20 protein-coding genes and 1 pseudogene are annotated in these 22,200 nt (G+C 69.1%); 5 read left to right on the top strand and 16 right to left on the bottom strand.

Annotated features, from left to right (window positions below; all coding sequences use genetic code 11):
* Positions 1 to 18 precede the first annotated feature (18 nt).
* On the bottom strand, positions 19 to 360 hold the full coding sequence (gene rplS, locus DYE23_RS10200; RefSeq protein ID WP_011895018.1) for a 50S ribosomal protein L19: 342 nt from the start codon (positions 358 to 360) through the stop codon (positions 19 to 21).
* 314 nt (positions 361 to 674) lie between these two features.
* Between rplS and DYE23_RS10195 the strand changes: the two genes are divergently transcribed.
* Complete coding sequence (locus tag DYE23_RS10195; RefSeq protein WP_115328926.1) at positions 675 to 1,613, top strand: serine hydrolase; 939 nt, start codon at positions 675 to 677, stop codon at positions 1,611 to 1,613.
* A 5-nt stretch (positions 1,614 to 1,618) separates the two neighbouring features.
* On the opposite strand, the gene trmD is transcribed toward DYE23_RS10195, so the two are convergent.
* From trmD to mgtE, 5 genes and pseudogenes are all read right to left on the bottom strand, one after another.
* On the bottom strand, positions 1,619 to 2,317 hold the full coding sequence (trmD, locus tag DYE23_RS10190) for a tRNA (guanosine(37)-N1)-methyltransferase TrmD (RefSeq protein ID WP_011895020.1): 699 nt from the start codon (positions 2,315 to 2,317) through the stop codon (positions 1,619 to 1,621).
* A 2-nt stretch (positions 2,318 to 2,319) separates the two neighbouring features.
* Positions 2,320 to 2,841: a ribosome maturation factor RimM gene (rimM, locus tag DYE23_RS10185; RefSeq protein ID WP_115327147.1), complete on the bottom strand. Its 522-nt coding sequence runs from the start codon at positions 2,839 to 2,841 to the stop codon at positions 2,320 to 2,322.
* A 19-nt stretch (positions 2,842 to 2,860) separates the two neighbouring features.
* Complete coding sequence (locus tag DYE23_RS10180; RefSeq protein ID WP_005148848.1) at positions 2,861 to 3,103, bottom strand: RNA-binding protein; 243 nt, start codon at positions 3,101 to 3,103, stop codon at positions 2,861 to 2,863.
* Positions 3,100 to 3,588, bottom strand: a complete 489-nt coding sequence (gene rpsP, locus DYE23_RS10175; protein ID WP_013472134.1) for a 30S ribosomal protein S16 — start codon at positions 3,586 to 3,588, stop codon at positions 3,100 to 3,102. The genes DYE23_RS10180 and rpsP overlap by 4 nt, the downstream gene beginning before the upstream one ends.
* A gap of 163 nt (positions 3,589 to 3,751) precedes the next feature.
* A pseudogene (mgtE, locus tag DYE23_RS10170) lies at positions 3,752 to 5,111 on the bottom strand (magnesium transporter).
* Positions 5,112 to 5,214: 103 nt separating this feature from the next.
* On the opposite strand from mgtE, the gene DYE23_RS10165 reads away from it, so the two are divergent.
* Entirely contained in the window at positions 5,215 to 5,709 is a 495-nt protein-coding gene (locus tag DYE23_RS10165) for a nuclear transport factor 2 family protein (protein ID WP_115327146.1), read from the top strand.
* A gap of 9 nt (positions 5,710 to 5,718) precedes the next feature.
* On the opposite strand, the gene DYE23_RS10160 is transcribed toward DYE23_RS10165, so the two are convergent.
* The gene (locus DYE23_RS10160) at positions 5,719 to 6,144 is read right to left on the bottom strand and encodes a nuclear transport factor 2 family protein (RefSeq protein ID WP_115327145.1); all 426 of its coding nucleotides are present in this window, start codon (positions 6,142 to 6,144) and stop codon (positions 5,719 to 5,721) included.
* A gap of 57 nt (positions 6,145 to 6,201) precedes the next feature.
* Between DYE23_RS10160 and DYE23_RS10155 the strand changes: the two genes are divergently transcribed.
* A complete protein-coding gene (locus tag DYE23_RS10155; RefSeq protein WP_115327144.1) occupies positions 6,202 to 7,095 on the top strand; it encodes a D-alanyl-D-alanine carboxypeptidase family protein in 894 nt (297 codons plus the stop codon).
* A gap of 93 nt (positions 7,096 to 7,188) precedes the next feature.
* Complete coding sequence (locus DYE23_RS10150) at positions 7,189 to 8,022, top strand: D-alanyl-D-alanine carboxypeptidase family protein (protein ID WP_115327143.1); 834 nt, start codon at positions 7,189 to 7,191, stop codon at positions 8,020 to 8,022.
* A gap of 124 nt (positions 8,023 to 8,146) precedes the next feature.
* On the opposite strand, the gene DYE23_RS10145 is transcribed toward DYE23_RS10150, so the two are convergent.
* The 6 genes from DYE23_RS10145 to ftsY all read right to left on the bottom strand — a co-directional run bounded on the left by DYE23_RS10145 (position 8,147) and on the right by ftsY (position 16,840).
* The gene (locus DYE23_RS10145; protein WP_115327142.1) at positions 8,147 to 9,235 is read right to left on the bottom strand and encodes an amidohydrolase family protein; all 1,089 of its coding nucleotides are present in this window, start codon (positions 9,233 to 9,235) and stop codon (positions 8,147 to 8,149) included.
* 2 nt (positions 9,236 to 9,237) lie between these two features.
* Positions 9,238 to 10,845, bottom strand: a complete 1,608-nt coding sequence (gene ffh / locus DYE23_RS10140) for a signal recognition particle protein (RefSeq protein WP_011895029.1) — start codon at positions 10,843 to 10,845, stop codon at positions 9,238 to 9,240.
* A gap of 57 nt (positions 10,846 to 10,902) precedes the next feature.
* Positions 10,903 to 13,377, bottom strand: a complete 2,475-nt coding sequence (locus DYE23_RS10135; RefSeq protein WP_115327141.1) for a [protein-PII] uridylyltransferase — start codon at positions 13,375 to 13,377, stop codon at positions 10,903 to 10,905.
* An 81-nt stretch (positions 13,378 to 13,458) separates the two neighbouring features.
* Complete coding sequence (locus tag DYE23_RS10130; protein WP_011779408.1) at positions 13,459 to 13,797, bottom strand: P-II family nitrogen regulator; 339 nt, start codon at positions 13,795 to 13,797, stop codon at positions 13,459 to 13,461.
* 36 nt (positions 13,798 to 13,833) lie between these two features.
* Entirely contained in the window at positions 13,834 to 15,186 is a 1,353-nt protein-coding gene (locus DYE23_RS10125) for an ammonium transporter (RefSeq protein ID WP_115327140.1), read from the bottom strand.
* A gap of 184 nt (positions 15,187 to 15,370) precedes the next feature.
* The gene (ftsY, locus tag DYE23_RS10120; protein ID WP_372516208.1) at positions 15,371 to 16,840 is read right to left on the bottom strand and encodes a signal recognition particle-docking protein FtsY; all 1,470 of its coding nucleotides are present in this window, start codon (positions 16,838 to 16,840) and stop codon (positions 15,371 to 15,373) included.
* Between ftsY and fni the strand changes: the two genes are divergently transcribed.
* Positions 16,791 to 17,819, top strand: a complete 1,029-nt coding sequence (gene fni / locus DYE23_RS10115) for a type 2 isopentenyl-diphosphate Delta-isomerase (protein ID WP_011895033.1) — start codon at positions 16,791 to 16,793, stop codon at positions 17,817 to 17,819. The two genes, ftsY and fni, sit on opposite strands and share 50 nt — an antisense overlap.
* A gap of 6 nt (positions 17,820 to 17,825) precedes the next feature.
* On the opposite strand, the gene smc is transcribed toward fni, so the two are convergent.
* The 3 genes from smc to DYE23_RS10100 are packed head-to-tail and all read right to left on the bottom strand — an operon-like array spanning position 17,826 to position 22,121.
* Positions 17,826 to 21,410, bottom strand: coding sequence for a chromosome segregation protein SMC (gene smc / locus DYE23_RS10110; RefSeq protein ID WP_115327139.1), 3,585 nt, complete (start codon positions 21,408 to 21,410; stop codon positions 17,826 to 17,828).
* Positions 21,411 to 21,436: 26 nt separating this feature from the next.
* Positions 21,437 to 21,721: an acylphosphatase gene (locus DYE23_RS10105; RefSeq protein WP_115327138.1), complete on the bottom strand. Its 285-nt coding sequence runs from the start codon at positions 21,719 to 21,721 to the stop codon at positions 21,437 to 21,439.
* Positions 21,705 to 22,121, bottom strand: a complete 417-nt coding sequence (locus tag DYE23_RS10100; protein ID WP_115327137.1) for an OsmC family protein — start codon at positions 22,119 to 22,121, stop codon at positions 21,705 to 21,707. Before DYE23_RS10100 ends, DYE23_RS10105 begins: the two co-directional genes overlap by 17 nt.
* Between the last annotated feature and the right edge of the window lie 79 nt (positions 22,122 to 22,200).

The raw sequence follows: 22,200 nt of genomic DNA, 5'->3' as shown, positions 1-22,200 counted from the left end.
CCGGCGCGACCACTCGGGTCAGCGCTTCTCTTTGATCTTGGCCTTCTTGCCACGCAGGTCGCGCAGGTAGTACAGCTTCGCGCGACGCACGTCACCACGGGTGACGATGTCGATGTGGTCGATGTTGGGCGAGTGAACCGGGAAGGTGCGCTCGACGCCGACGCCGTAGCTCTCCTTGCGCACGGTGAAGGTCTCCCGGATGCCGCCGCCCTGACGACGGATCACGACGCCCTTGAAGACCTGGATGCGCTCCTTGGAACCCTCGATGACCTTCACGTGCACATTGACGGTGTCGCCGGGGCCGAAGGCCGGGACATCGTCACGCAACGACGACTGGTCGACGAAATCCAGCGTGTTCATCGGTGACACTTCCTTGCTGTTCGCGGTCGTACGCCGACACCGTGGTGGCGCGGACAGAGACCGATGTGGGTTCGGGCGTCTTAGGCTTGTCGTGCGCCTGACACCGGAAGGCTCTTCCGGCCGTGCACAGACAACTGCTCAATTGTGCCAGACGGAGTCCATTTCCCCGAAATCGGCGGTGCTGCGATGGTGCGCGTGATGTCGGTGAGCAGCGTGTCGCGAGTGTAGCGACTACCCTGGATGCACCAGGCGGCACGTCGATGCTGCCCGCGTTTCGGGACAGCGTCGGCCCGGCCCATCACGGAGGAACAGCGATGCCACGGCCGCGGAGGCTGATCACCGCGACAGCACTGGCGAGTGCGGTCGCGACGGTTCTCGCCGGCTGCACGCCGGCCGGCCACGGCGCGCCGCCGGTGTCGGCCGGTCCGCATCTGACGGTGGTCGCGCCGCTGGGCAGGCTGGCCCCACTGCCGGAAGCTCCGCCGGACGAGCCCCCCGCGGCGTTCACCCGGCTGGCCGACCTCGAGCGCCAGGCGACGTCGAAGGCCGCTGCGGCCGGCGCCGACATCACCGCTGCGGTGCTCGACCGCAACACCGGCGAGCTGGTCACCAACGGCAACGACATGACGATGGCGATCGCCTCGGTCGTGAAGGTGTTCATCGCCGACGACCTTCTCCTGCAGGTCGCGCAGCGCCGAACCGGGTTGTCCCCGCAGGACCGCAAGTCGCTCGAGGTGATGTTGCGGTCCTCCGACGACAGCGCCGCCGAAGTCTTCTGGAATCGCGGCGGCGGTGCCGCGATCATCGACCGGGTGGTGAAGCGCTACGGGCTCACCTCGACCAGGCGGCCGACGGACGGCCGTTGGTTCAACACCATCAGCACGGCCACCGACCTGGTGCGGTATTACGACATGCTGCTGTCGGGAGCCGGAGGCCTGCCGCGTGCGCAGGCCGACGTCATCGTGTCGAACCTGGCCGCCTCGACACCCACCGCACCCGACGGCATGGTCCCCGGCGGGGTGTACCCGCAGCGCTTCGGGATTCCGGAGGGACTGTTCGCCGAACCCGTCGCGGTGAAGCAGGGCTGGATGTGCTGCATCGGCGCCGACTGGATGCACCTGTCGACCGGTGTGATCGGACGGGATCGGCGCTACGTCATGGTGATCGGCTCGATGCAGGCCGGTGGTGACGACGCGGCCCGCCGCACCATCACCGACGCGGTGAAGACGATGTTCCCCGACGGCAGGATCTGACGGGCTCAGCTCGCGTCGGGCGGGAGCAGATCCGGTCGACGTTCGCGGGTGCGCTCGAGCCCCTGCTGATGCCGCCACGCCGCGATGCGGGCATGGTCGCCGGAGAGCAGCACGTCGGGGACGTCGAGACCACGCCAACTCGCCGGTCGGGTGTAACTCGGGCCCTCGAGCAGGCCTCCGACGAACTCCGAGTGCGAATCATCCTGATGCGACGCCGGATTGCCGAGCACATCGGGCAGCAGCCGCACCACGGCTTCGACCATCACCACCGCGGCGGATTCGCCGCCGGGCAGCACATAGTCGCCGAGGGAGACCTCTTCCACCCGCATCCGCGTGGCGGCGTCCTCCACCACCCGCTGGTCGATGCCCTCGTACCGGCCGCACGCGAACACCAGATGGCGCTCGGTCGACCACCGTTGCGCGGTGGCCTGGGTGAACAGCCGACCCGCCGGCGACGGCACCACGAGAAGCGTTTCCGGCGAACAGATCTCGTCGAGGGCAGCGCCCCACACCGGTGCCTTCATCACCATCCCCGGCCCGCCGCCGTACGGCGAATCGTCGACCGACCGGTGCACGTCATGGGTCCAGTCGCGCAGATCGTGCACGGCGAGGTCGATGATGCCGGCCTCGATCGCCTTGCCCGGCAACGCCTGTCGGAGCGCGTCGAGGAACGCGGGAAAGATCGTGACAACGTCAATCCGCACGATCAGTCCAGTTCGAGCAGGCCGTCGGGCGGGTCGATCGTGATCAGCTGATCGTCGAGCGACACCGACAGAACGATCGCCGACACGAACGGCACCAGCACCTCGGTGTCGTCCGCCGTGCGCACGGCGAGCAATTCGCCTGCCGCCGTGTGCAACACCTCGGCCACTTTTCCGACCTCGCCGCCGGACACGGTGATGACCGTCAAACCCTCGAGCTGATGGTCGTAGAACTCGTCCGGGTCCTCGATCGGTGGCAGGTCGGCCGAGTCGACGAGGAAGACGGTCCCCCGCAGAGCGTCGGCGGCGTCACGGTCGGCGACACCGTCGAAGCGCACCAGCAACCGATCGCCGTGTGTGCGCACCGATTCGATGACGTATTCGCGCTCGGCGCCGCCCCTGGGGGGCCGGCCGCGCAGGACGGCTCCGCGTACGAAGCGGCCCTGCGGATCGTCGGTGCGGACCTCGACGGTCAGTTCACCGGTGACGCCGTGTGCTTTCGCGACTCGCCCGACCACGAGATCCATCAGGGGCGGTCCTTCGTCGCTACTGGTCGGTGTCCACCACGTCGACGCGGATACCGCGTCCGCCGATACCCGCGACCAACGTGCGCAGCGCGGTCGCCGTGCGACCGCCCCGCCCGATGACCTTGCCGAGATCCTCGGGATGGACGTGAACCTCGACGGTGCGGCCGCGGCGGTTGGTCACCATGTCGACGCGGACGTCGTCAGGATTGTCGACGATTCCGCGGACCAGGTGCTCCACGGCGTCGACGACGACCGAGCTCATTCGGCGGCGGGCGCTTCGGACTCGGCAGCGGCCTCGGCCGGGGCCTCAGCGGCCGGCTCGGCGGCCTTCTCGGTGGGCTGCTCGTCCTTCTTGGCGGGCGCCTTCTTCTTCTTGGGCGTGGTGGCCTCGGTCGACGGACCACCTTCGGCCTCGGCGAGCGCGGCGTTGAACAGGTCCAGCTTGCTGGGCTTGGGTTCCTTGTGCTTCAGCGTGCCCTCGGCGCCGGGCAGACCCTTGAACTTCTGCCAGTCGCCGGTGATCTTCAGCAGCTGCAGCACCGGCTCCGTGGGCTGCGCGCCGACGCCGAGCCAGTACTGCGCACGCTCGGAGTCGATCTCGATGATGCTGGGGTCTTCCTTCGGGTGGTACCGGCCGATGACCTCGATGGCGCGGCCGTCGCGGCGGTTGCGCGCATCGGCGACGGAGATGCGGTACTGGGGATTGCGGATCTTGCCGAAGCGGGCGAGCTTGATCTTGACAGCCATGTGTTGCGAGTTCTCCTGTGATTGCCACGTTGGCAATTCGAGCGACGCGGGCGGGCTGCCCGGTCCGGTTTTGCCTTACGTGTGTGACCGCCGCAGGGCCGGAGTCCTACGGCAGACAGCCGCTCATTGTGCCAGAACCCCGTCGTCGGGCGGAAATCGCCGATCAGATGCCGAGGACCGCTCTGGCGATGGTGAAGTAGATCAGCAACCCGGTGGCATCGACGAAGGTCGAGATGAACGGGTTCGAGAACACCGCCGGATCGACCCGGATCGCCCGGGCGATCAACGGCATCGCACCGCCGACCGTCGCCGCCATCGTGCACAGGCTCACCAGGGTCAACCCGATCACCGTACCGATGGAACGGTCGTACACCAGGCTCGTCACAGCGAACGCCAGGCCGCCCAGCAGCAGCCCCAGCGACAGCCCGACCCGCAGCTCGCGGAGCAGCACCCTGCCCAGATCGCGAGGTCCCACGTCGCCGAGCGCCAGGGCGCGGGTGACCGTGGTCGCCGCCTGATTTCCGGTGTTACCGCCGGTGCCGATCAGCAGCGGGACGAACAACGCCAGGGTCACCACCTCCGACAGGGTGGCCTCGAACACCTCGAGCACCTGCACCGTCAGCGTCGCGCCGATCGCGAGCACCAGCAACCAGACGACGCGGGACCGGACCAGGCTGACCACCGGAGCGGTGAGATACGGCCTGCGCAGCGGCTCGGTGCCGGCGATGCGCGCCTGGTCCTCGGATTCCGCGGTCTCGAGGATCTGCAGTGCATCGTCGACGGTGAGGATGCCGACCAGCCGCGTCTCGTTGTCGACGATCGGCAACGCCAGCACCCTCAGATCGGCGCACCGGCGCGCAGCCGTCTCCGCGTCCTCGGTCGCGCGCGCCCAGTGCGGCGGACGCATCACCTCGACGATCGTCGTTCCCGGCACGGCGGCGAGCAACCGCCGCAGGCTGACCACTCCGATGAGGACGCGTTCGTCGTCGACGACCGGCAGCATGTAGACGGTCTCGGCGTCGTCCAAGCCGGCCGAGACCCGGGTGAGCGCCTCGGCCGTCGTCATCGTGGGGCGAACCGACACGAACTCCGGGCTCATCCGGCGGCCGATCGACCGCTGCGGATAGCCGAGCACCACGGCGGTCAGCTCGCGTTCGTCGGGCGGCAGGCCGTGCATCAGACGCCCGGCCACCGTCGCCGGCAGTTCGTCGAGGAGTTCCACGCGGTCGTCAGGGTCCATATCGGCGAACAGCGCGGCCACGGCGTCGTCCTGCAACGCGCCGACGAGGTCGCCCTGCAGGCTGGGCGGGAGGATCTCGAACACCTCCAGCGCCCGGTCCTTGGGAAGGATGCGGTAGAGCACGGCCCGCTCGTGAACATCCAGGCGTTCCAGCACGTCGACGACCTGGATCGCCGACAGCGGCCGCAGGCAGTGCGGTCAGTGCCGGCAGGTCGAGGTCGTCGAGGGCCCGCAGGAGGCTCTTGAGCTGGGTTTCCGAGGGCGGGGCGGTGATATCGGCCATGTCGAGCGATAGCTCTACACGATCGAGGTGAACGACGGTGTCGCCGAACGGAAACCATCGCGGGCAGCTTTACAGTCACGGGCGCAGATGACACGCTTCACCGATGACCGACGCAGCGGTGACGGTGCTGGAGATCGAGGCGATCAAGACGCTGAAGGCACGTTACTGCCGGTACCTCGACACCAAGGACTGGGAGTCCTGGCGGACGCTGTTCAGCGACGACTTCCGCAGCGACACCTCGCGGGCCGGCGGCAAGGTCATCGTCGGCGCCGACGACTTCGTCGCGTTCACCCGGCGCAGTCTGCGCACCAACGCCACGGTGCACCAGGTGCACGCGCCGGAGATCACCCTGACGTCGGCGACCACCGCGGACGGAATCTGGGCGCTCGAAGACGTCGTGCGCCTGGCGCCCGGCCTGAACCTGCGCGGCTACGGGCACTACACCGAGTCCTACGAGAAGCTCGACGGACGCTGGCTGATCACCGAGTCCACGTTGACCCGGCTGCGCGAGGACATCTTCAACACGGCGGTCTCGGTGTACGTGTCCCCCCGCATGAAGAGGGCGATCGGCGCGCTGGCGCGCCGGGTCGCGCACTGAGCCGGGTCGTCACACCAGCTTGTCGAACGCCTTCTCCTCGACGCGCCTGCTCATCCGCCAGCCCGCCTCGGTGCGGACGAACTCGTCGACGTACCAGATCCCGACGAAGTAGATCTGGCCGGCATCGCCGCCCATCACCATCGGGTTGAAGCAGATCGCCCGGGAGGTCGCGGTGTTCCCGTCGGAGCCGAGGCGCACGTCGACGTTGCCGAGCATGTGGTAGTACGCGGGGAAGTTCGGCAGCACCTCGGCGAGCCACGCCTTCACCTCCGGGAAGCGGCCGTCGACGCCGCCGCTGACCCGGTAGTCGATGTAGGCGTCGGCGGTGAACACCGAGTCGAGATCGTCGAAACGCTTGGCGTCGATCGCTGTGGAGTAATCGATGAGCAGTTGCTGGATCTCAAGCCGGTCCGAGATCTCCTCGAGGGTCATCATGGGATCCGATTGAACACGACCGGAAGGGCGGGCCGGGGCTGGATAGACTTCCCCGTCATGACAAGGCTTCTCGCGTCCCTGGGGGCGGCGCTGTGCCTGATCCTCGCGGGTTCCGGGGTCGTCTCCCCGACCGCGTCGGCGGTGCCGGTGACCGGGATCGTGCAACCCGCCGGCTCTGTTCCCGTTCCCGACGGACCCGCGCAGGCCTGGGTCCTCGCCGACATGGACACCGGTGCCGTCCTGGCCGCACGGCAGGAGAACGGGCGATTCGCCCCGGCGAGCACCATCAAGATCCTGCTCGCGATGGTCGTGCTCGACGAGCTGCCGCTGGACGCCACCGTGGTGGCGAACGAGGCCGACACCCGGGTCGAGTGCAACTGCGCCGGCGTCGCGCCCGGCACGACCTACACGACGCGCCAGCTGTTGGAAGGACTGCTGCTGGTGTCGGGCAACGACGCCGCCAACACGCTGGCCACCATGCTTGGTGGACGCCACGCCGCGGTGGCGAAGATGAATGCCAAGGCCGCGGGTCTGGGCGCCCACGGCACCCGCGCCGGCTCACCGTCGGGAATCGACGGACCCGGCATCGACATCTGGTCCACCCCGCGCGATCTGGCGGTGCTGTTCCGCGCCGCGATGGCCTACCCGGTGTTCGCCCAGATCACCGCACAGCCGACGGCCGTGTTCCCGACGAAGTCCGGCGATGTCGTGCTGGTGAACCAGGACGAGATGCTGCACCGCTACCCCGGCACGTTCGGCGGCAAGACCGGCTACACCGATCTGGCCCGCAAGACGTTCGTCGCCGGCGCCTCCCGCAACGGCAGGCATCTGGTGGTCGCCATGATGTACGGGCTGGTCACAGAGGGCGGGCCGACGTACTGGGACCAGGCGTCGGCACTGCTGGACTGGGGATTCGCGCTGGGCCCGAACGCAGGCGTCAGCCGGCTGTAGAACCCCGCGCGTGCGCCCGCTCAAACCTGGTCGGGCTGACTCGATACCGGAAGGAGACCGTGTCGAGTCCTGCCGCGACTAGCGTCGCCCCTCGTGCGAAGACGACTCACGGGGCTGGCGTTCGCCCTCGGCGCGCTGCTGACCGCCTCCGTGTCGGTCGCCGCACCGGGCGTCGCCCAGCCCGCGGCCCAACCCGCGGCGGCGCAGCCGATTCCGGACGGACCCGCCAAGGCGTGGCTTGTTGCCGACCTGGACACCGGAAGGGTGCTGGCGAGCAAGGACCCGTACGGCACCTACGCTCCGGCCAGCACCATCAAGGTGCTGCTGGCGATGACGGTGCTCGACCACCTGCGGCCCGACAGTTTCGCGCGGGCCAACGAATCCCACACGAAGATCGAATGTTCGTGTGCCGGGCTCACACCCGGTCAGGCGTACACCACCGCCCAGCTCGTCTCGGCGATCCTGATGGTGTCGGGCAACGACGCGGCCACCATGCTCGGCGACATGCTGGGCGGTCAGCGGGTCGCTGTGGCCGCGATGAACCGCAAGGCCGCACTCGTCGGTGCCCGCTCCACCAAGGCATCCTCGACGTCCGGGCTCGACGGACCCGGATGGGAGTCGGTCACCACGCCGCACGATCTCGCGGTCATCATGCGGGCGGCGCTGAAGTATCCGCTGATCGCCCAGATCATGCGATCGCCGACCGCGCCGTTCCCCGGCAAGACCCTGCACAACCAGAACGAACTGTTGAGCCGCTACCCGGGTGACCTGGGTGGCAAGACCGGGTTCACCAACCTCGCCCGCAAGACCTACGTCGGCGCCGCGCAACGCGGAAACCGCCGACTTGTCGTGGTGCAGATGTACGGCACCGGCGATCTCTACGGGCAGGCGATGCAGCTGCTGGACTACGGATTCAGCCAGCCGTAACCCCGCCGCCGAGCCTCCGGAGTCACACCTGTCGACGTTCCGCAGGCCTGCACTCGGACTTTCGCTGCACAACACGAAGAGGTGTGACGGGTGGGGCCCACTGAGGCCGCCTGTGTCTGTCCGTCTAGTAGACGACCCCGCGCAGGATCACCCTGGTCGGGTTGGCGAGCACCTCTGCACCGGTGAGGGGATCCTCGGTGAAGCACACCAGATCCGCTGACGCGCCGTGCCGCAGAGTCGGCCTCCGGAGCCATTCGCGAGCGTCCCAGCACGCCGCGCCGAGGGCCTCGGTCGGCGTCATACCGATGCCCTTGAGTGCCTCGACCTCGTCGGCGATGCGGCCATGGGCGATCATGCCGCCGGCGTCGGTTCCCGCGAAGATCGGAATGCCGGCGTCGCGCGCGGCCGCCACCCGGTCGCGGCACGATGCATAGAGGTCACGCATGTGTCTGGCGTAGGTCGGGTACTTGCCCGCGGCCTCGGCGATGCCCGGAAAGTTCTCGATGTTGATCAGGGTGGGCACCAGCGCCGTGCCGTACTCGACCATCAGACCTATCGAGTCCTCGGTCAGCCCGGTGCCGTGTTCGATGCAGTCGATGCCGGCCTTGATCAGACCGGGCAGCGCGTCCTCGCCGAACACGTGCGCCGTGACGCGAGCCCCGTTGGCGTGCGCGGCGGCGATGGCCGCCTCCAGCACCTCGTCGGACCACAGCGGCGCCAGGTCGCCGATGCCGCGGTCGATCCAGTCCCCGACCAGCTTCACCCAGCCGTCGCCGAAGCGGGCTTGCTGCACGACGTACTCGGGCAGCTGCGATTCGTCTTCGATGTCGATGGGCAGACCCGGGATGTAGCGCTTCGGCTTGGCCAGGTGCCGACCGGCCCGGATGATCCGGGGCAGGTCCGCACGATCGTCGAGGCTGCGGGTGTCGACGGGCGAGCCGGCGTCGCGCAGCAGCAGCGCGCCCACCTCGCGTTCGGTCTCAGCCTGACCGATGGCCTCGTCGAGACCGGTCGGACCACCGGGTCCCAGACCGACGTGGCAGTGCGCGTCGACCAGCCCGGGCAGCACCCAGCCGCCGTCCCCGTCGGCGCCGAACACGGTCTCCGCACCGGCCACCGGGTCGGCGCTGAGCCTGCCTCCGACGATCCACCACTCGACGGGTTCGCCGTCGGGCAGGCTGCGACCGCGCACGTGCAGCGGCGTGCCGTCCACCGTCAGTTCTTCGGGAACTTCAGCTTCGACAGGTCGATGTCGGCCAGCCCCGGCGGCAATTCGTCGAGCCCCTTGGGCATGTTCGACAGATCCGGGAACCCGGGCGGCAGCCCCGCCATCCCGGGCATGCCCGCGCCGAGCGGATTGCGGTTCTTCGGCGGAGTGGGGCCGCGGCCGCCCTTCTTCTTGCCCGCCTGCTTGTTCTTACCCTTGGCCGCCTTGCGAGTGTTCTTGCGGCCGAACGGCATACCCATCTGGCCGGCCATCTGCGACATCATCTTGCGGGCCTCGAAGAAGCGGTCGACGAGCTGGTTCACCTCGGCGACGGTGACCCCGGACCCGTTCGCGATCCGCAACCGGCGCGACGCGTTGATGATCTTCGGATCCGCGCGCTCCTGCGGTGTCATGCCCCGGATGATCGCCTGCACGCGGTCGAGCTGGCTGTCGTCGACGGCGGCCAGCGCGTCCTTCATCTGCCCGGCGCCGGGCAGCATCCCGAGCAGGTTGCCGATCGGACCCATCTTGCGGATCGCGAGCATCTGTTCGAGGAAGTCCTCGAGGGTGAGTTCTCCACTGCCGATCTTGGCCGCGGTCGCCTCCGCCTGCTCGGCGTCGAAGACCTGCTCCGCCTGCTCGATGAGGGTGAGCACGTCGCCCATGCCAAGGATCCGGCTGGCCATCCGGTCGGGGTGGAAGACGTCGAAGTCCTCCAGCTTCTCCCCCGCCGACGCGAACAGGATCGGCTGGCCGGTGACCTCGCGCACCGACAGCGCGGCACCGCCGCGGGCGTCACCGTCGAGCTTCGTCAGCACAACGCCCGTGAAGCCGACGCCCTCGCGGAACGCATCGGCGGTGGTCACGGCGTCCTGACCGATCATCGCGTCGAGGACGAACAGGATCTCGTCGGGGTTCACGGCGTCGCGGATCGCGGCGGCCTGGGCCATCAGTTCCTGGTCGATGCCGAGGCGGCCCGCGGTGTCGACGATCACCACGTCGTAGAGCTTGGATCTGGCTTCGGCGAGGCCCGCCGCCGCGACCGAGACCGGGTCACCCGCCCCAGCTGTTTCGCTCCTCGCGTGCGCGGTCATCTGCTCGATCGTCTCGCCCGCCGGGGACACCCCCGGGTGTGGGGCGAAGACGTGCACGCCGGCGCGCTCGCCGACGATCTGCAGCTGGTTCACCGCACCGGGACGCTGCAGGTCACACGCGACGAGCAACGGCGTGTGCCCCTGCGCTTTGAGCCACTTCGCGAGCTTGCCGGCCAGCGTCGTCTTACCGGAACCCTGCAGACCGGCCAGCATGATGACCGTCGGTGGGTTACGGGCGAACGCCAGCTGGCGGGTCTCGCCGCCGAGGATCGCGACGAGTTCCTCGTTGACGATCTTGACGACCTGCTGCGCGGGGTTCAGCGCGGCCGACACCTCGACGCCCTTGGCGCGGTCCTTGATGCGGGAGATGAAGGCCCGCACGACCGGCAGCGAGACATCGGCCTCGAGCAGGGCCAGTCGGATCTCGCGCGCGGTGGCATCGATGTCGGCATCGGTCAGCCGACCTTTGCCCCGCAGGCCCGAGAGGGCACCGGTCAACCGGTCGGACAGAGATTCAAACACGTGGCCAAGCCTATCGCGGGCGGTCGTCGGGGTTCCGGCAACGCTGGGCAGTCCGGCTCAGCTGGCCTCCTCGCGGACCGGTTTGGGCTGCGGCGGGGCGGGCAGCACCGCCAACAGTTCCTTCTCCAGCGACTCACGGACAGCGTCCTCGCCGGCCGGCAGCACGATCCCGAACACATCGATCACCGAGGAGCCCATCGTCGTCACCTTCGCCCACGCGATGTCCACCCCGGCGCGCTCGAAGACGCGGGTGAGCACCGCGAGCAGCCCCGTCCGGTCGGTGGCCCGGATCTCCGCGACGACGTGTCCGGAGCCTGAGGGCTCATGCCACAACACCTTCGGCGGCGCGGTCGGAGCGTTGATCGGGACGGCTGCCCTGACCTCTCCCGCCCTGCCGGTGGCGACGCTCTCGGCTTCCTTCTTCTCCAGGGCTCCCATCACGTCGAGCTCGCCGTCGATGGCCAGGATCAACTGCTGGCGCAGCAGTTCCGCCGCAGGGGGTGTCCCGAAGCGCGGCGAGACGACGAAACTGTTGATCGCCGAACCCTCGTGACCGTTGACCGACGCCGAGTGCACCCGAAGGGAATTCAGGGCCATCACCCCGGCGGCCTTCGACAGCACGCCTCGGCTGTCCGGCGCGATCATCGTCACCTGATAGATGTGCGGGGTGTCGGTGGGCGTCAGCTCGACGTGCACGCCGACCTGCCCGGCCAGCGAGATGAACCGCGGATCAACGGGATCGGGATGCGGAAGCGGCTCGCCGGCCATCACCATGCGGCAGCGGCGGACCAGCTCGCCGAGCAGCGAGGCCTTCCAGTCGCCCCACACCCCCGGCCCGGTGGCCAGTGAGTCGGCCTCGGCCAGCACGTGCAGGAGTTCCAGCACCGCCGGGTCGCCGTCGAGTGCGTCGACCACGGCGGAGATGGTCGCCGCGTCCTGCAGGTCGCGCCGCGTCGCGGTGTGGGGCAGCAGCAGATGATGCCGGACGACCTGAGCGAGGATCTTGATGTCCGACGGCCACAGGCCGAGCCTGCTGCCGATCTGATGGGCCAGTTCTGCGCCGATGACGCTGTGGTCGCCGCCGCGCCCCTTGCCGATGTCGTGCACCAGCGCACCGAGCAGCAGCAGGTCGGGACGCGACACTCTGGTGGTGAAAGCACTTGCTCGAGAGACGGTTTCGACCAGATGTCGGTCGACGGTCCAGATGTGGACAACGTCGCGCGGCGGGAGGTCGCGCACGGCACCCCATTCCGGGAACAGCCGGCCCCACAGTCCGGTGCGGTCGAGCGCCTCGATGGTGCCGACCGCCGACGGCCCCGCGGCGAGCATCACCAGGAGGTCCTTGAGCGCCTGCCTCGGCCACGGCGTGCGCAGTTCCGGCGCGGCCTCCACCAGCCGACTCAGGGTCGATCCTGCGATCGGCAGGCCTGTGGTCGCCGACGCCGCGGCCACGCGCAGGATCAGGCCGGGGTCGCGTTCGGGGCGGGCATCGCGCGCCAGGATCACCTCGCCGGCGAATTCGATGACCCCTTCGTCGAGCGGGCGCCGCACCGGCCGGCGCAGCGAGGCCAGCCCGCGCCGTGGCAATGAGTTTGCCGCAGTGCGGATTCCGGCGTCGACGTAGTAACTCACGGTGCGCGCTGCGTCGGACAGGGTGCGCGCGAGGTCGAACCGGTCGCCGATGCGCAGCGAGGCGCCGATCTCGTCGGCGTGCTGGGCCAGCAGCAGCTCGCGTCCCCGGCCGGCCACCCGGTGCAGCTCGGTGCGGACGTTGAGCAGGGCCAGGTTGGCTTCGCCCAGGGTTTCGGTCGGCGAGGCCAGTGAGCGGCTGGGATAGACGTCGGCGAGTTGGGCGATCGCCAGCGCGTTGAGCAGCTGCACGTCACGCAGCCCGCCGCGGCCGCACTTCAGATCCGGTTCGGCACGATGGGCGATCTCTCCACTGCGCTGCCAGCGCGCCCGGGCGTGCTCGACGAGTTCCTCGAAGCGGGGCGCTATTCCGGTACGCCACTGCCGTCGCGCGCCCCCGATGAGCAACGACGACAGATCCGCGTCCCCGGCGATGTGGCGGGCCTCGAGCATGGCCAGCCCGGCAGAGATGTCCTCACCGGCCACCCGAAGCGCCTCCGGCACCGTACGGACGCTGTGGTCGAGTCGAATATTGGCGTCCCACAACGGATACCAGAGCAACTCGGCAACCTCGCCGACGATCTCGGCCGGCATGTTGTCGTGCAGCAGCATCAGATCCAGGTCCGAGTACGGCAGCAGCTCACCCCGGCCCAGACCACCGGTCGCGACGATCGCGAAGCCACTGGTGGCGGTGATACCGATCTCGGTCGCCTTCGTGGTGAGCCAGAAGTCGTGCAGGTCCAGGAGCGCGTCGCGTAACGCGGCCGAGTCGAGCGGCCGGGCGCCACCTGCGAGCAGCTGCTCCGCGGCTGCGACGAGATCTGTTGCGGGACGGGACGAAACCGCCGCCGGACGCTCCCAACGGGAGGCGCCGGCGGCGGGCTTCGATGTCGAATCCTTCATGAGTTGTCCTCCCGGCACTTGACGATCCAGTACTCACGCGGCGCAAGCGCCGGGAGATGACCTCTCACTGCGCGATACGGCTCAAAGGGCATCCGCCCCACGCTCGCCGGTGCGCACCCGGACCACGGTCTCGACCGGGCTGACCCAGACCTTGCCGTCACCGATCTTGCCTGTGCGCGCGGCCTGGACGATGACGTCCACCACCTTGTCGACGGCGGCGTCGTCGACGACGACCTCGACGCGGACCTTGGGCACGAAGTCCACCGAGTACTCCGCACCGCGGTAGACCTCGGTGTGGCCCTTCTGCCGACCGTAGCCCTGCACCTCGCTGACGGTCATGCCCAGAATGCCCGTCTGCTCGAGACCGGTCTTGACATCTTCCAGCGTGAACGGCTTGACGATCGCGGTTATCAGCTTCATGTGTTAGATGATCCCTTCCGATGAAATTGTCGCCGGTCAGGCGAGCTCGTAAGCCGTTTCGGCGTGTTCGGTCTCATCGATACCAGTGTCCTCATCCTCCTTGGACACCCGCCAGCCCAGAGGCTTGACGATGAACGCGATGATGGCGGTCATGACTGCGGTGAACACTACGGCAACCAGTGCGATCACAATCTGCACGACGAGCTGCTCGAAGCCGCCGCCGTAGAACAGGCCGGTCTCAAGAGCGAGGAAACCGATGCCGATGGTGCCCCACAGCCCTGCGACGAGGTGCACGCCGACGACGTCGAGCGAATCGTCATAGCCGAACTTGTACTTCAGCGCGATCGCGAGAGCCGAGAGGACACCGGCGACGGCGCCGAGGATCAGCGAGCCGATCGCCGACAGCGATCCACACGCCGGTGTGATCGCGACCAGGCCGGCGACGATGCCCGATGCGGCACCCACGCTGGTGGCGTGACCGTCCCGGATGCGCTCGACGAGCAGCCAGCCCAGCATCGCTGCCGCGGTGGCGGCGGTGGTGTTCACCCACACCGAGCCGGCCAGCATGTCGGCGGCACCTTCGGAGCCCACGTTGAAGCCGAACCAGCCGAACCACAGCAGCGCGGCGCCCAGCATCACGAACGGAATGTTGTGCGGGCGGTACGGGGTCCGTCCGAAACCGGCCCGCTTGCCGAGCAGGATCGCCAGAACCAGTGCCGCCATGCCGGCGTTGATGTGGACCACGGTGCCACCGGCGAAGTCGATCGGCGAGACGTTGGCCGCGCCTTCCTCGTCGACGCCGAAAAGCTTTGCGGCGATGCCGTCTTCGGCACCCGAGAGCAGGCCGCCACCCCAAACCATGTGCGCCAGAGGGAAGTACACCAGCGTGACCCAGATGCCGCCGAACACCAGCCAGGTGCCGAACTTCATCCGCTCGGCCACCGCACCGCTGATCAGCGCGACGGTGATGACGGCGAAGGTGAGCTGGAAGGCCACCCAGACGATGGCGGGCACCGTGCCGAAGCCGCCGGAGACGAACGTGTCGACACCGCCGATCTCGCGGACCTCGGTCAGCTGGCTGACGCCGAAGAGCGAGAACGGATTGTCGAAGACCCCGAAGAAGTCGCTCTCACCGGTGTGTGCTGAGGCGAAGGACATCGAGTATCCCCACAGCACGTAGATGACGCTGACGACGCCCATCGAGCCGAACGACATCATCATCATGTTGAGGACGGACTTCTGGCGGGACAGACCACCGTAGAAGAACGCCAGGCCCGGTGTCATGAGCAACACCAGCGCCGCCGACGTGAGCACCCACGCCGTATCTCCGGCGCTCAGGCCCTCGGGCCCAAACGGCAGAAACGCTTCGTCTGGCAAGGCTAAAAGCACTTTGTGTGAACCTCCTTGGGATGACGGCCGATCATGATCGGCCTCCCGAAGAGACTCTTTGGCAAGCGTTTCACCTGTGATTCTGTTGTGTTTCACCCAGGTGAACGGACACGCCTAAGTCGTTACGCTCATGTTTCACCCGGCTCGACCAGCACAAATGTGCTGTCCGCCGGCCTCATCGAGGTCAGCCGAGCAGGGCGTCGACGAACGCGGCGGGCTCGAACGGGGCGAGGTCGTCGGGCCCCTCCCCGAGGCCGACGAGCTTGACCGGCACCCCGAGTTCCTGTTGCACCCGGAACACGATGCCGCCCTTGGCCGTGCCGTCCAGCTTCGTCAGGACGACGCCCGTGATGTCGACGGCCTCGGCGAACACCCGCGCCTGCGGGAGGCTGTTCTGCCCGATCGTCGCGTCGAGCACCAGCAGCACCTCGTCGACCTCGGCCCGCTTGCTCACCACGCGCTTGACCTTGCCCAGCTCGTCCATCAGCCCGGTCTTGGTGTGCAGCCGGCCCGCGGTGTCGACCACGACCACATCGGCACCCGAGGCGATCCCGGTGTCGACGGCGTCGAACGCGACCGACGCGGGGTCGGCCCCCTCGGGTCCTCGGACCACCTGCGCGCCGACCCGCGATGCCCAGGACTGGAGTTGGTCGGCGGCGGCGGCGCGGAACGTGTCCGCGGCGCCCAGGACGACCCGGCGCCCGTCGGCGACCAGGACCCGGGCGAGCTTGCCGACCGTCGTCGTCTTACCGGTGCCGTTGACCCCGACGACCAGTAGCACCGACGGCTTGTCGGCATGCGGCAGCGCCCTGATCGCACGGTCGAGGTCAGGCTGCAGCTCGGCGATCAGCACCTCGCGCAGCACCGCGCGGGCATCGGCCTCGGTGCGCACCTTGCTGCTGGCCATCTTGGCCCGCAGCGCGGTGACGACCGACTCGGTGACCACGGGCCCGAGGTCGGCGATCAGCAGGGTGTCCTCGACCTCTTCCCACGAGTCCTCGTCGAGGTCGCCGCCGCCGATGAGGCCGAGCATGCTGCGGCCCAGCGTGTTCTGAGACTTGGCGAGGCGTCCGCGCAGGCGGTCCAGGCGGCCTTCGGTCGGGGCGATCGCGTCGATGTCGGGAGCGGGCGCCTCGGTGACCTGCTCCGGCTCTGCGACGGGCTCGGGGACCTGGATTTCTGGGAGGGGCTCGGGTTCTGCGACGGGCTCCGGCGGCGCGGGAGCGGGCGCGGGCTCCACGACCGGCGGTTCGGGCAGGCGGACATCGGCGATGGGGCGTTTCGGCGCATCGCGCGGAATGGTGGCATCATCGCCGACGGCGGGTAGACCGGTGGTGTCCAGACGCCGTGGGCGTTGCGGCTCCTTCGGTGGAGCCGGCGGTTCCTTCACCGGCGCCGACTGGGTGAACGTGATACTTGACGAGGCGGTATAGCCGCCCGAGCGATCGACGGGAGTGGCAGTGTCCGGAGCCGACAGCTTGATCTGGCGGCGGCGATACCGCACCAACCCGACGACGAGCGCGACTACCAGCAGAACAGCGATGACCGCGATCGCGATCCAGAGACCCTCACTCACCGTCACATTGTCGCAGGGGGTCTGACCGGTGACGCCCGACCCCGCATCAGCGCTGCAGCACCGCAAGCGGCGCCACATCGACGTCTGCCTGACCGACCCGGTCGACTACCAGACACTGACCACCGGTTTCGAGCGCTATCAGCTTCCTTATAACGCGCTGACCCAGACCGACCTGCACAGCGTGGACCTCGGCACGGAATTCATGGGTTCCCGGTTGCGCGCACCGGTGCTGATCGGCGCGATGACCGGCGGCGCGGCGCTCTCGGGGATCATCAACCGCAACCTCGCCGAGGCCGCCCAGCAACTCGGGGTCGGCATGATGCTCGGGTCGCAGCGGGTGATGATCGACGACGCGGTGGCCGCCGAGAGCTTCGACGTCCGCGGGGTCGCCCCCGACGTTCTGGTGATCGGCAACATCGGGCTGGCGCAACTGCAGCCCTCGATGGTGCCCGCGCTGGCCGCGGCACTGGACCGCGTCGGCGCCAACGGTCTCGCCGTGCACACCAACCCGCTGCAGGAGGCGATGCAGCACAACGGCGACACGGACTTCTCGGGCTCCATGAGCCGGCTGCGCGAGGTCGTGGACTCCCTCGGGTACCCCGTGATGCTCAAGGAGGTGGGCCACGGGATCGGCGCGTCGGCGGCTGCTCAGCTCGTCGACTGTCCGGTCGCCGCCGTCGACGTGGCCGGTGCGGGCGGCACGTCCTGGGCCCGGATCGAGCAGTTCGTCCGCTACGGCGAGGTGCGCTACCCCGCCCTCGCCGAGTGGGGCATCCCGACGGCCCAGGCGCTTACGGAGGTGCGGGGAATTCTGCCCGACGTGCCGCTGGTCGCGTCCGGGGGGATCCGCACCGGTATGGACGCCGCGAAGGCGCTCGCGATGGGCGCCGAGGTGGTGGCCATCGCGCGACCGCTGCTGGCACCCGCCGTCGAATCCGTCGGCGCCGTCGTCGACTGGCTGCAGCGATTCATCGACGAGCTGTTGGTGTGCCTGCACGGCAGTGGCGCGGCGAACCTGTCGGCACTGCGCGAGCGCGGCGTCACCGAACTGCCCTGAGCGGTCTCAGGACGAGCTGGTGACCAGTTCCTGACCCCGCATCCGCTGCGAGATCACCGTCGTGATGCCGTCGCCCTGCATGGTGACGCCGTACAACGCGTCGGCGACCTCCATCGTCGGCTTCTGGTGGGTGATCACGATCAACTGCGATCGCTCACGGAGCTGCTCGAACAGGCTGATCAGCCGGCGCAGGTTCACGTCGTCGAGCGCCGCCTCGACCTCGTCCATCACGTAGAACGGTGAGGGCCGCGCACGGAAGATCGCGACCAGCATCGCCACCGCCGTCAGCGACTTCTCCCCGCCCGAGAGCAGCGAGAGCCGCTTGATCTTCTTACCGGGCGGACGGGCCTCGACCTCGATACCGGTGGTCAGCATGTCCGACGGGTTGGTCAGCAGCAGCCGTCCCTCACCACCGGGGAACAGCGTCGAGAACACCTGCGTGAACTCCCGCTCCACATCCATGTAGGCCTCGGTGAAGACCTGCAGGATGCGGGTGTCGACATCGGCGATCACGTCGAGCAGATCCTTGCGGGCGGCTTTGACGTCCTCGAGTTGGGTCGACAGGAAGTTGTAGCGCTCCTCCAGCGCCGCGAACTCTTCCAGCGCAAGAGGATTCACCCGTCCCAGCTCTTTGAGTTCCCGCTCGGCACGCTTGGCCCGCCGCTCCTGGGTGGGCCGGTCGTACGGCATCGGCGCGGGCGCGGTGACCTGCTCGCCGCGCTCCCTGGCCTGCTCGTACTCGGCCATCTCCAGCTCCGAGGGCGGCAGGGCGACGTCGGGCCCGTACTCGGCGACGAGATCGGCCACGGCCATGCCGAACTGCTCCAGGACCTGTTGCTCGAGCTGCTCGATGCGAAGTGCCGCTTGGGCTTTGGCGACTTCGTCACGGTGCAGCGCGTCGGTCAGGGCGGTGATCCGCGCGGTGAGTTCGTTGACCTCCTCGCGCGCCTTCGTCAGCGCGCCGGCACGCACCTGACGCTCCGCGGCGACCTCGTCCCTGATCCGCGAGGCGACCGACACCGCGTCGGCGAGTCGCTGCGCGACGGCCCGCCCCGACTCGGCGACCGCGGCTGCGACGGCCGCGGCATGCACGCGCGCCTCCCGGGCACGTTGCGCGCGCACCCGCGCCTCGCGCTCGGCCACCGCGGCGCGGCGCAGCGAATCCGCCCGGCCCCGAACGGCATTGGCGCGTTCCTCGGCGGTCCGCACGGACAGCCGCGCCTCCACCTCCGCGGATCGGGCCGCCTCGGCGGCGGCGGTGAACTCCGTCCGGTCGACGACCTCGGCGTCGAACATCGGCTCCTGCTGCGCGTTCTGCAGCCGCAGCTCGAGCTCGGCCAGCTCCGAGACGGTGCGGTTGCGTCCGGCCTCCATCTCGTCGCGCTGCCTGATGAGGCGCTGCCATTCGTCGTCGGCCGCTCGCGCATCCTGCCCGAGCCGGCCGAGCTGCTCGTAGATCGCCGAGATCGCCGCGTCGGATTCGTTCAGCGCGGCCAGGGCGTGCTCCGCGGCATCCTGACGCGCGGCCTGTTCTGCCAGCGCTCCGGACAGGGCCGCCGACAACTCCCCGGTCCGCCGCTCCGCGTCGACCAACTCCGAACGGGCCCTGTCGACCTCTGACTGGATCTCCAGGGTGCTCGGTTTGCGGTCCGACCCACCGCTGACCCAGCCGGCGCCCACCAGGTCGCCGTCGGCGGTCACAGCGCGCAACCTGGGTTGCGCGGCAACGAGATCCAGTGCCGCGGTCAGGTTTTCGACCACTGCGACCCCGGACAGCATCGCGGTGACGGCGCCGCGCACCCGGTCCGCGGGCTCGACGAGGTCGACCGCCCATGCGGCGCCGGCGGGCAGCTGACCCGTCACCGCCTCCTGAGCCGGCCAGTCCCCCAGCACCAGCGCGGCCCGGCCGCCGTCCGACTCCTTCAGCGCGGCCACCGCTGCGCGCGCGGCACCGAAGTCCTCGGCGGCCAGCGCGTCCGCGGCGGCGCCCAGCACCGCCGCGATGGCCGCCTCGTGGCCGGCCCGCACCTTGACCAGGTTCGCGATGGAGCCGAAAAGTCCGGCACCGCTGTGGTTCTCCTGGAGCCATGCCGCTCCGTCGCGACGGTCGAGCCCGACCGACAGCGCATCGATCCGTGCCTGCAAAGAAGCGACCTGACGTTCCGCGGCCCGCTCGGCGGCGAGCAGTTCGGCGACGCGTTCGTCGGCCAGCCGCAGTGCCGCCACGCTGCGATCGTGGTGTTCGTCGAGGCCGACCTCACCGGCGTCGAGCTCACCGACCCGGGCCTGCACCGTCTCGAACTCGGCCTGCGTCAGCTGGGCGCGGGCGGCGGCGTCGTCGATGTTCGCGGTGAGACGGGCCACGGTCTCGTCGACGGATTCGACGCGGGTGCGCATGGTGTCGACCTGGCCGGACAGCCGGGCGAGCCCCTCGCGCCGGTCGGCCTCGGCGCGGGCCGCGGCCATGTGGGCGCGCTCGGCCTCGGCGGCTGCCTGCTCGCGTTCGGCGAGCTCCTCACGGGCCGCCTCCAGACGCTCCTGGGATTCGGCGAGCTCGTCGAGCAGCTGCTGTTCCTGTTCGGCGACGGCGTCGGCCTGCGCTTCGAGCTCGTCGGGATCGGGTCCCGCCGAGAAATCCGGGTCCCCGTCGAGGTGCTGGGCACGCTCGCTGGCGATCCGGACGGTCGCGCTGACCCGTTCGGCGAGGGCGGAGAGCCGGAACCAGCGCTGTTGGGCGGCGTCGGCCCGTTCGCTGAGGTCCTCGACCGCGGTCTCGTGGGCGTCGAGCTCGGCCGCCCGCTCCTGCAGCCGCTCGGTGAGCTCGTCGTGCTCGCGGCGCAGGGTGGTCTCGGCCTGATCGGTGTCGTCGAACTCGGCCTTGCGGGCCACCAGGTCGTCGGCGGCCAGCCGCAGCCGGGCATCGCGCAGGTCGGCCTGGATGGTCTGGGCGCGCCGGGCCATCTCGGCCTGGCGGCCCAGCGGCTTGAGCTGGCGGCGCAGCTCGGTGGTCAGGTCGGTCAGCCGCGCCAGGTTGGCTGCCATCGAGTCGAGCTTGCGGACCGCCTTTTCCTTGCGCTTGCGGTGCTTGAGGACGCCGGCGGCCTCCTCGATGAACGCACGGCGGTCCTCCGGACGGGATTCGAGGATCTCCGAGAGCTTGCCCTGGCCGACGATCACGTGCATCTCCCGGCCGATGCCGGAATCGCTCAGCAGCTCCTGGACATCGGCCAAACGGCAACGGCTGCCGTTGATTTCGTACTCCCCCGCCCCGTCGCGGAACATGCGCCGGGTGATCGACACCTCGGAGTACTCGATGGGCAGCGCGTTGTCGGAGTTGTCGATCGTCAGCGTGACCTCGGCGCGGCCCAGCGGGGCCCGCGAGGAGGTGCCGGCGAAGATGACGTCCTCCATCTTGCCGCCGCGCAGCGTCTTGGCCCCCTGCTCGCCCATCACCCAGGTGAGCGCGTCGACGACATTGGACTTGCCCGAGCCGTTGGGCCCGACCACACAGGTGATCCCCGGTTCGAAGCGAAGAGTCGTCGGCGAGGCGAAGGACTTGAAGCCCTTCAGCGTCAGACTCTTCAGATGCATGTCGCGATACCCTACCGCCGGAGGCGTCAGCGCTCGGTGAAGCCCGCGATCGCGTCGGCTGGTTCGGACCAGTCGTAGATGACCTTGTCGACGTGACCCGGGGTGTCCCCGCCCTGCAGCGCGCCGAGCAGGCGGTCGCATGCCTCCCGCGGACCCTGGGCGACCACCTGGACCCGCCCGTCGGGCTTGTTGGCGGCGAAGCCCGTCAACCCCAGTTCGAGCGCCCGCGACCGCGTCCACCAGCGAAAACCGACGCCCTGCACCTGCCCGTGCACCCAGGCGGTCAACCGAACGTCACTCGCCTCCGGCATCGTCCACCTCAAAGGTCACTTCGGTACCTGCCTTCAGCGTGCGCCCGACGGTGCACACCTGGTCGATCGCGCGCTCGACCACGGTGACCAGGCGCGCCTTCTCGTCGTCAGACAAACCGGACAGGTCCACCTCGAGCTTCTCTTCGAGCAGCGGGTAGCGCTCCTGCTCGCGGTCGGCGGCACCAGACACCCTGATCTTCGCCCGGTAGTCGTCGCCCAGGCGCCGACGCAACGGCTGGTCGCTGGACAGACCGCTGCACGCGGCCAGTGCGATCTTCATCAGCTCACCGGGCGTGAAGACACCCTCGACGTCTTCCGAGCCCACCAGCACCTCGGCGCCACGCGTGCTGCGCCCGGTATAGCGACGCACCCCGGTGCGCTCCACCCACAGTTCGGTCACGCCCTATTTCTACAACCTCCGCCGAAATTGCATTCCAGCAGACGAAGATCGAGTGGAGACCTGCTGGAATGCACGTTCG

The organism is Mycolicibacterium gilvum (genome assembly GCF_900454025.1).
Taxonomy (GTDB): domain Bacteria; phylum Actinomycetota; class Actinomycetes; order Mycobacteriales; family Mycobacteriaceae; genus Mycobacterium; species Mycobacterium gilvum.
The sequence above is the reverse complement of the archived record's forward strand: the minus strand, read 5'-3'. Positions and strand labels throughout refer to the sequence as shown.

What these genes read in the sequence shown, in the direction of transcription:
- DYE23_RS10135 (WP_115327141.1), bottom strand. Translation starts at nt 13,377, where the DNA reads ATGAAGGATTCGACATCGAAGCCCGCCGCCGGCGCCTCCCGTTGGGAG.
- DYE23_RS10160 (WP_115327145.1), bottom strand. Translation starts at nt 6,144, where the DNA reads ATGATGACCCTCGAGGAGATCTCGGACCGGCTTGAGATCCAGCAACTG.
- rimM (WP_115327147.1), bottom strand. Translation starts at nt 2,841, where the DNA reads ATGGATCTCGTGGTCGGGCGAGTCGCGAAAGCACACGGCGTCACCGGT.
- DYE23_RS10130 (WP_011779408.1), bottom strand. Translation starts at nt 13,797, where the DNA reads ATGAAGCTGATAACCGCGATCGTCAAGCCGTTCACGCTGGAAGATGTC.
- DYE23_RS10105 (WP_115327138.1), bottom strand. Translation starts at nt 21,721, where the DNA reads ATGCCGGAGGCGAGTGACGTTCGGTTGACCGCCTGGGTGCACGGGCAG.
- ftsY (WP_372516208.1), bottom strand. Translation starts at nt 16,840, where the DNA reads ATGTGGCGCCGCTTGCGGTGCTGCAGCGCTGATGCGGGGTCGGGCGTC.
- DYE23_RS10165 (WP_115327146.1), top strand. Translation starts at nt 5,215, where the DNA reads ATGACCGACGCAGCGGTGACGGTGCTGGAGATCGAGGCGATCAAGACG.
- DYE23_RS10180 (WP_005148848.1), bottom strand. Translation starts at nt 3,103, where the DNA reads ATGAGCTCGGTCGTCGTCGACGCCGTGGAGCACCTGGTCCGCGGAATC.
- rplS (WP_011895018.1), bottom strand. Translation starts at nt 360, where the DNA reads ATGAACACGCTGGATTTCGTCGACCAGTCGTCGTTGCGTGACGATGTC.
- rpsP (WP_013472134.1), bottom strand. Translation starts at nt 3,588, where the DNA reads ATGGCTGTCAAGATCAAGCTCGCCCGCTTCGGCAAGATCCGCAATCCC.
- DYE23_RS10195 (WP_115328926.1), top strand. Translation starts at nt 675, where the DNA reads ATGCCACGGCCGCGGAGGCTGATCACCGCGACAGCACTGGCGAGTGCG.
- smc (WP_115327139.1), bottom strand. Translation starts at nt 21,410, where the DNA reads ATGCATCTGAAGAGTCTGACGCTGAAGGGCTTCAAGTCCTTCGCCTCG.
- DYE23_RS10155 (WP_115327144.1), top strand. Translation starts at nt 6,202, where the DNA reads ATGACAAGGCTTCTCGCGTCCCTGGGGGCGGCGCTGTGCCTGATCCTC.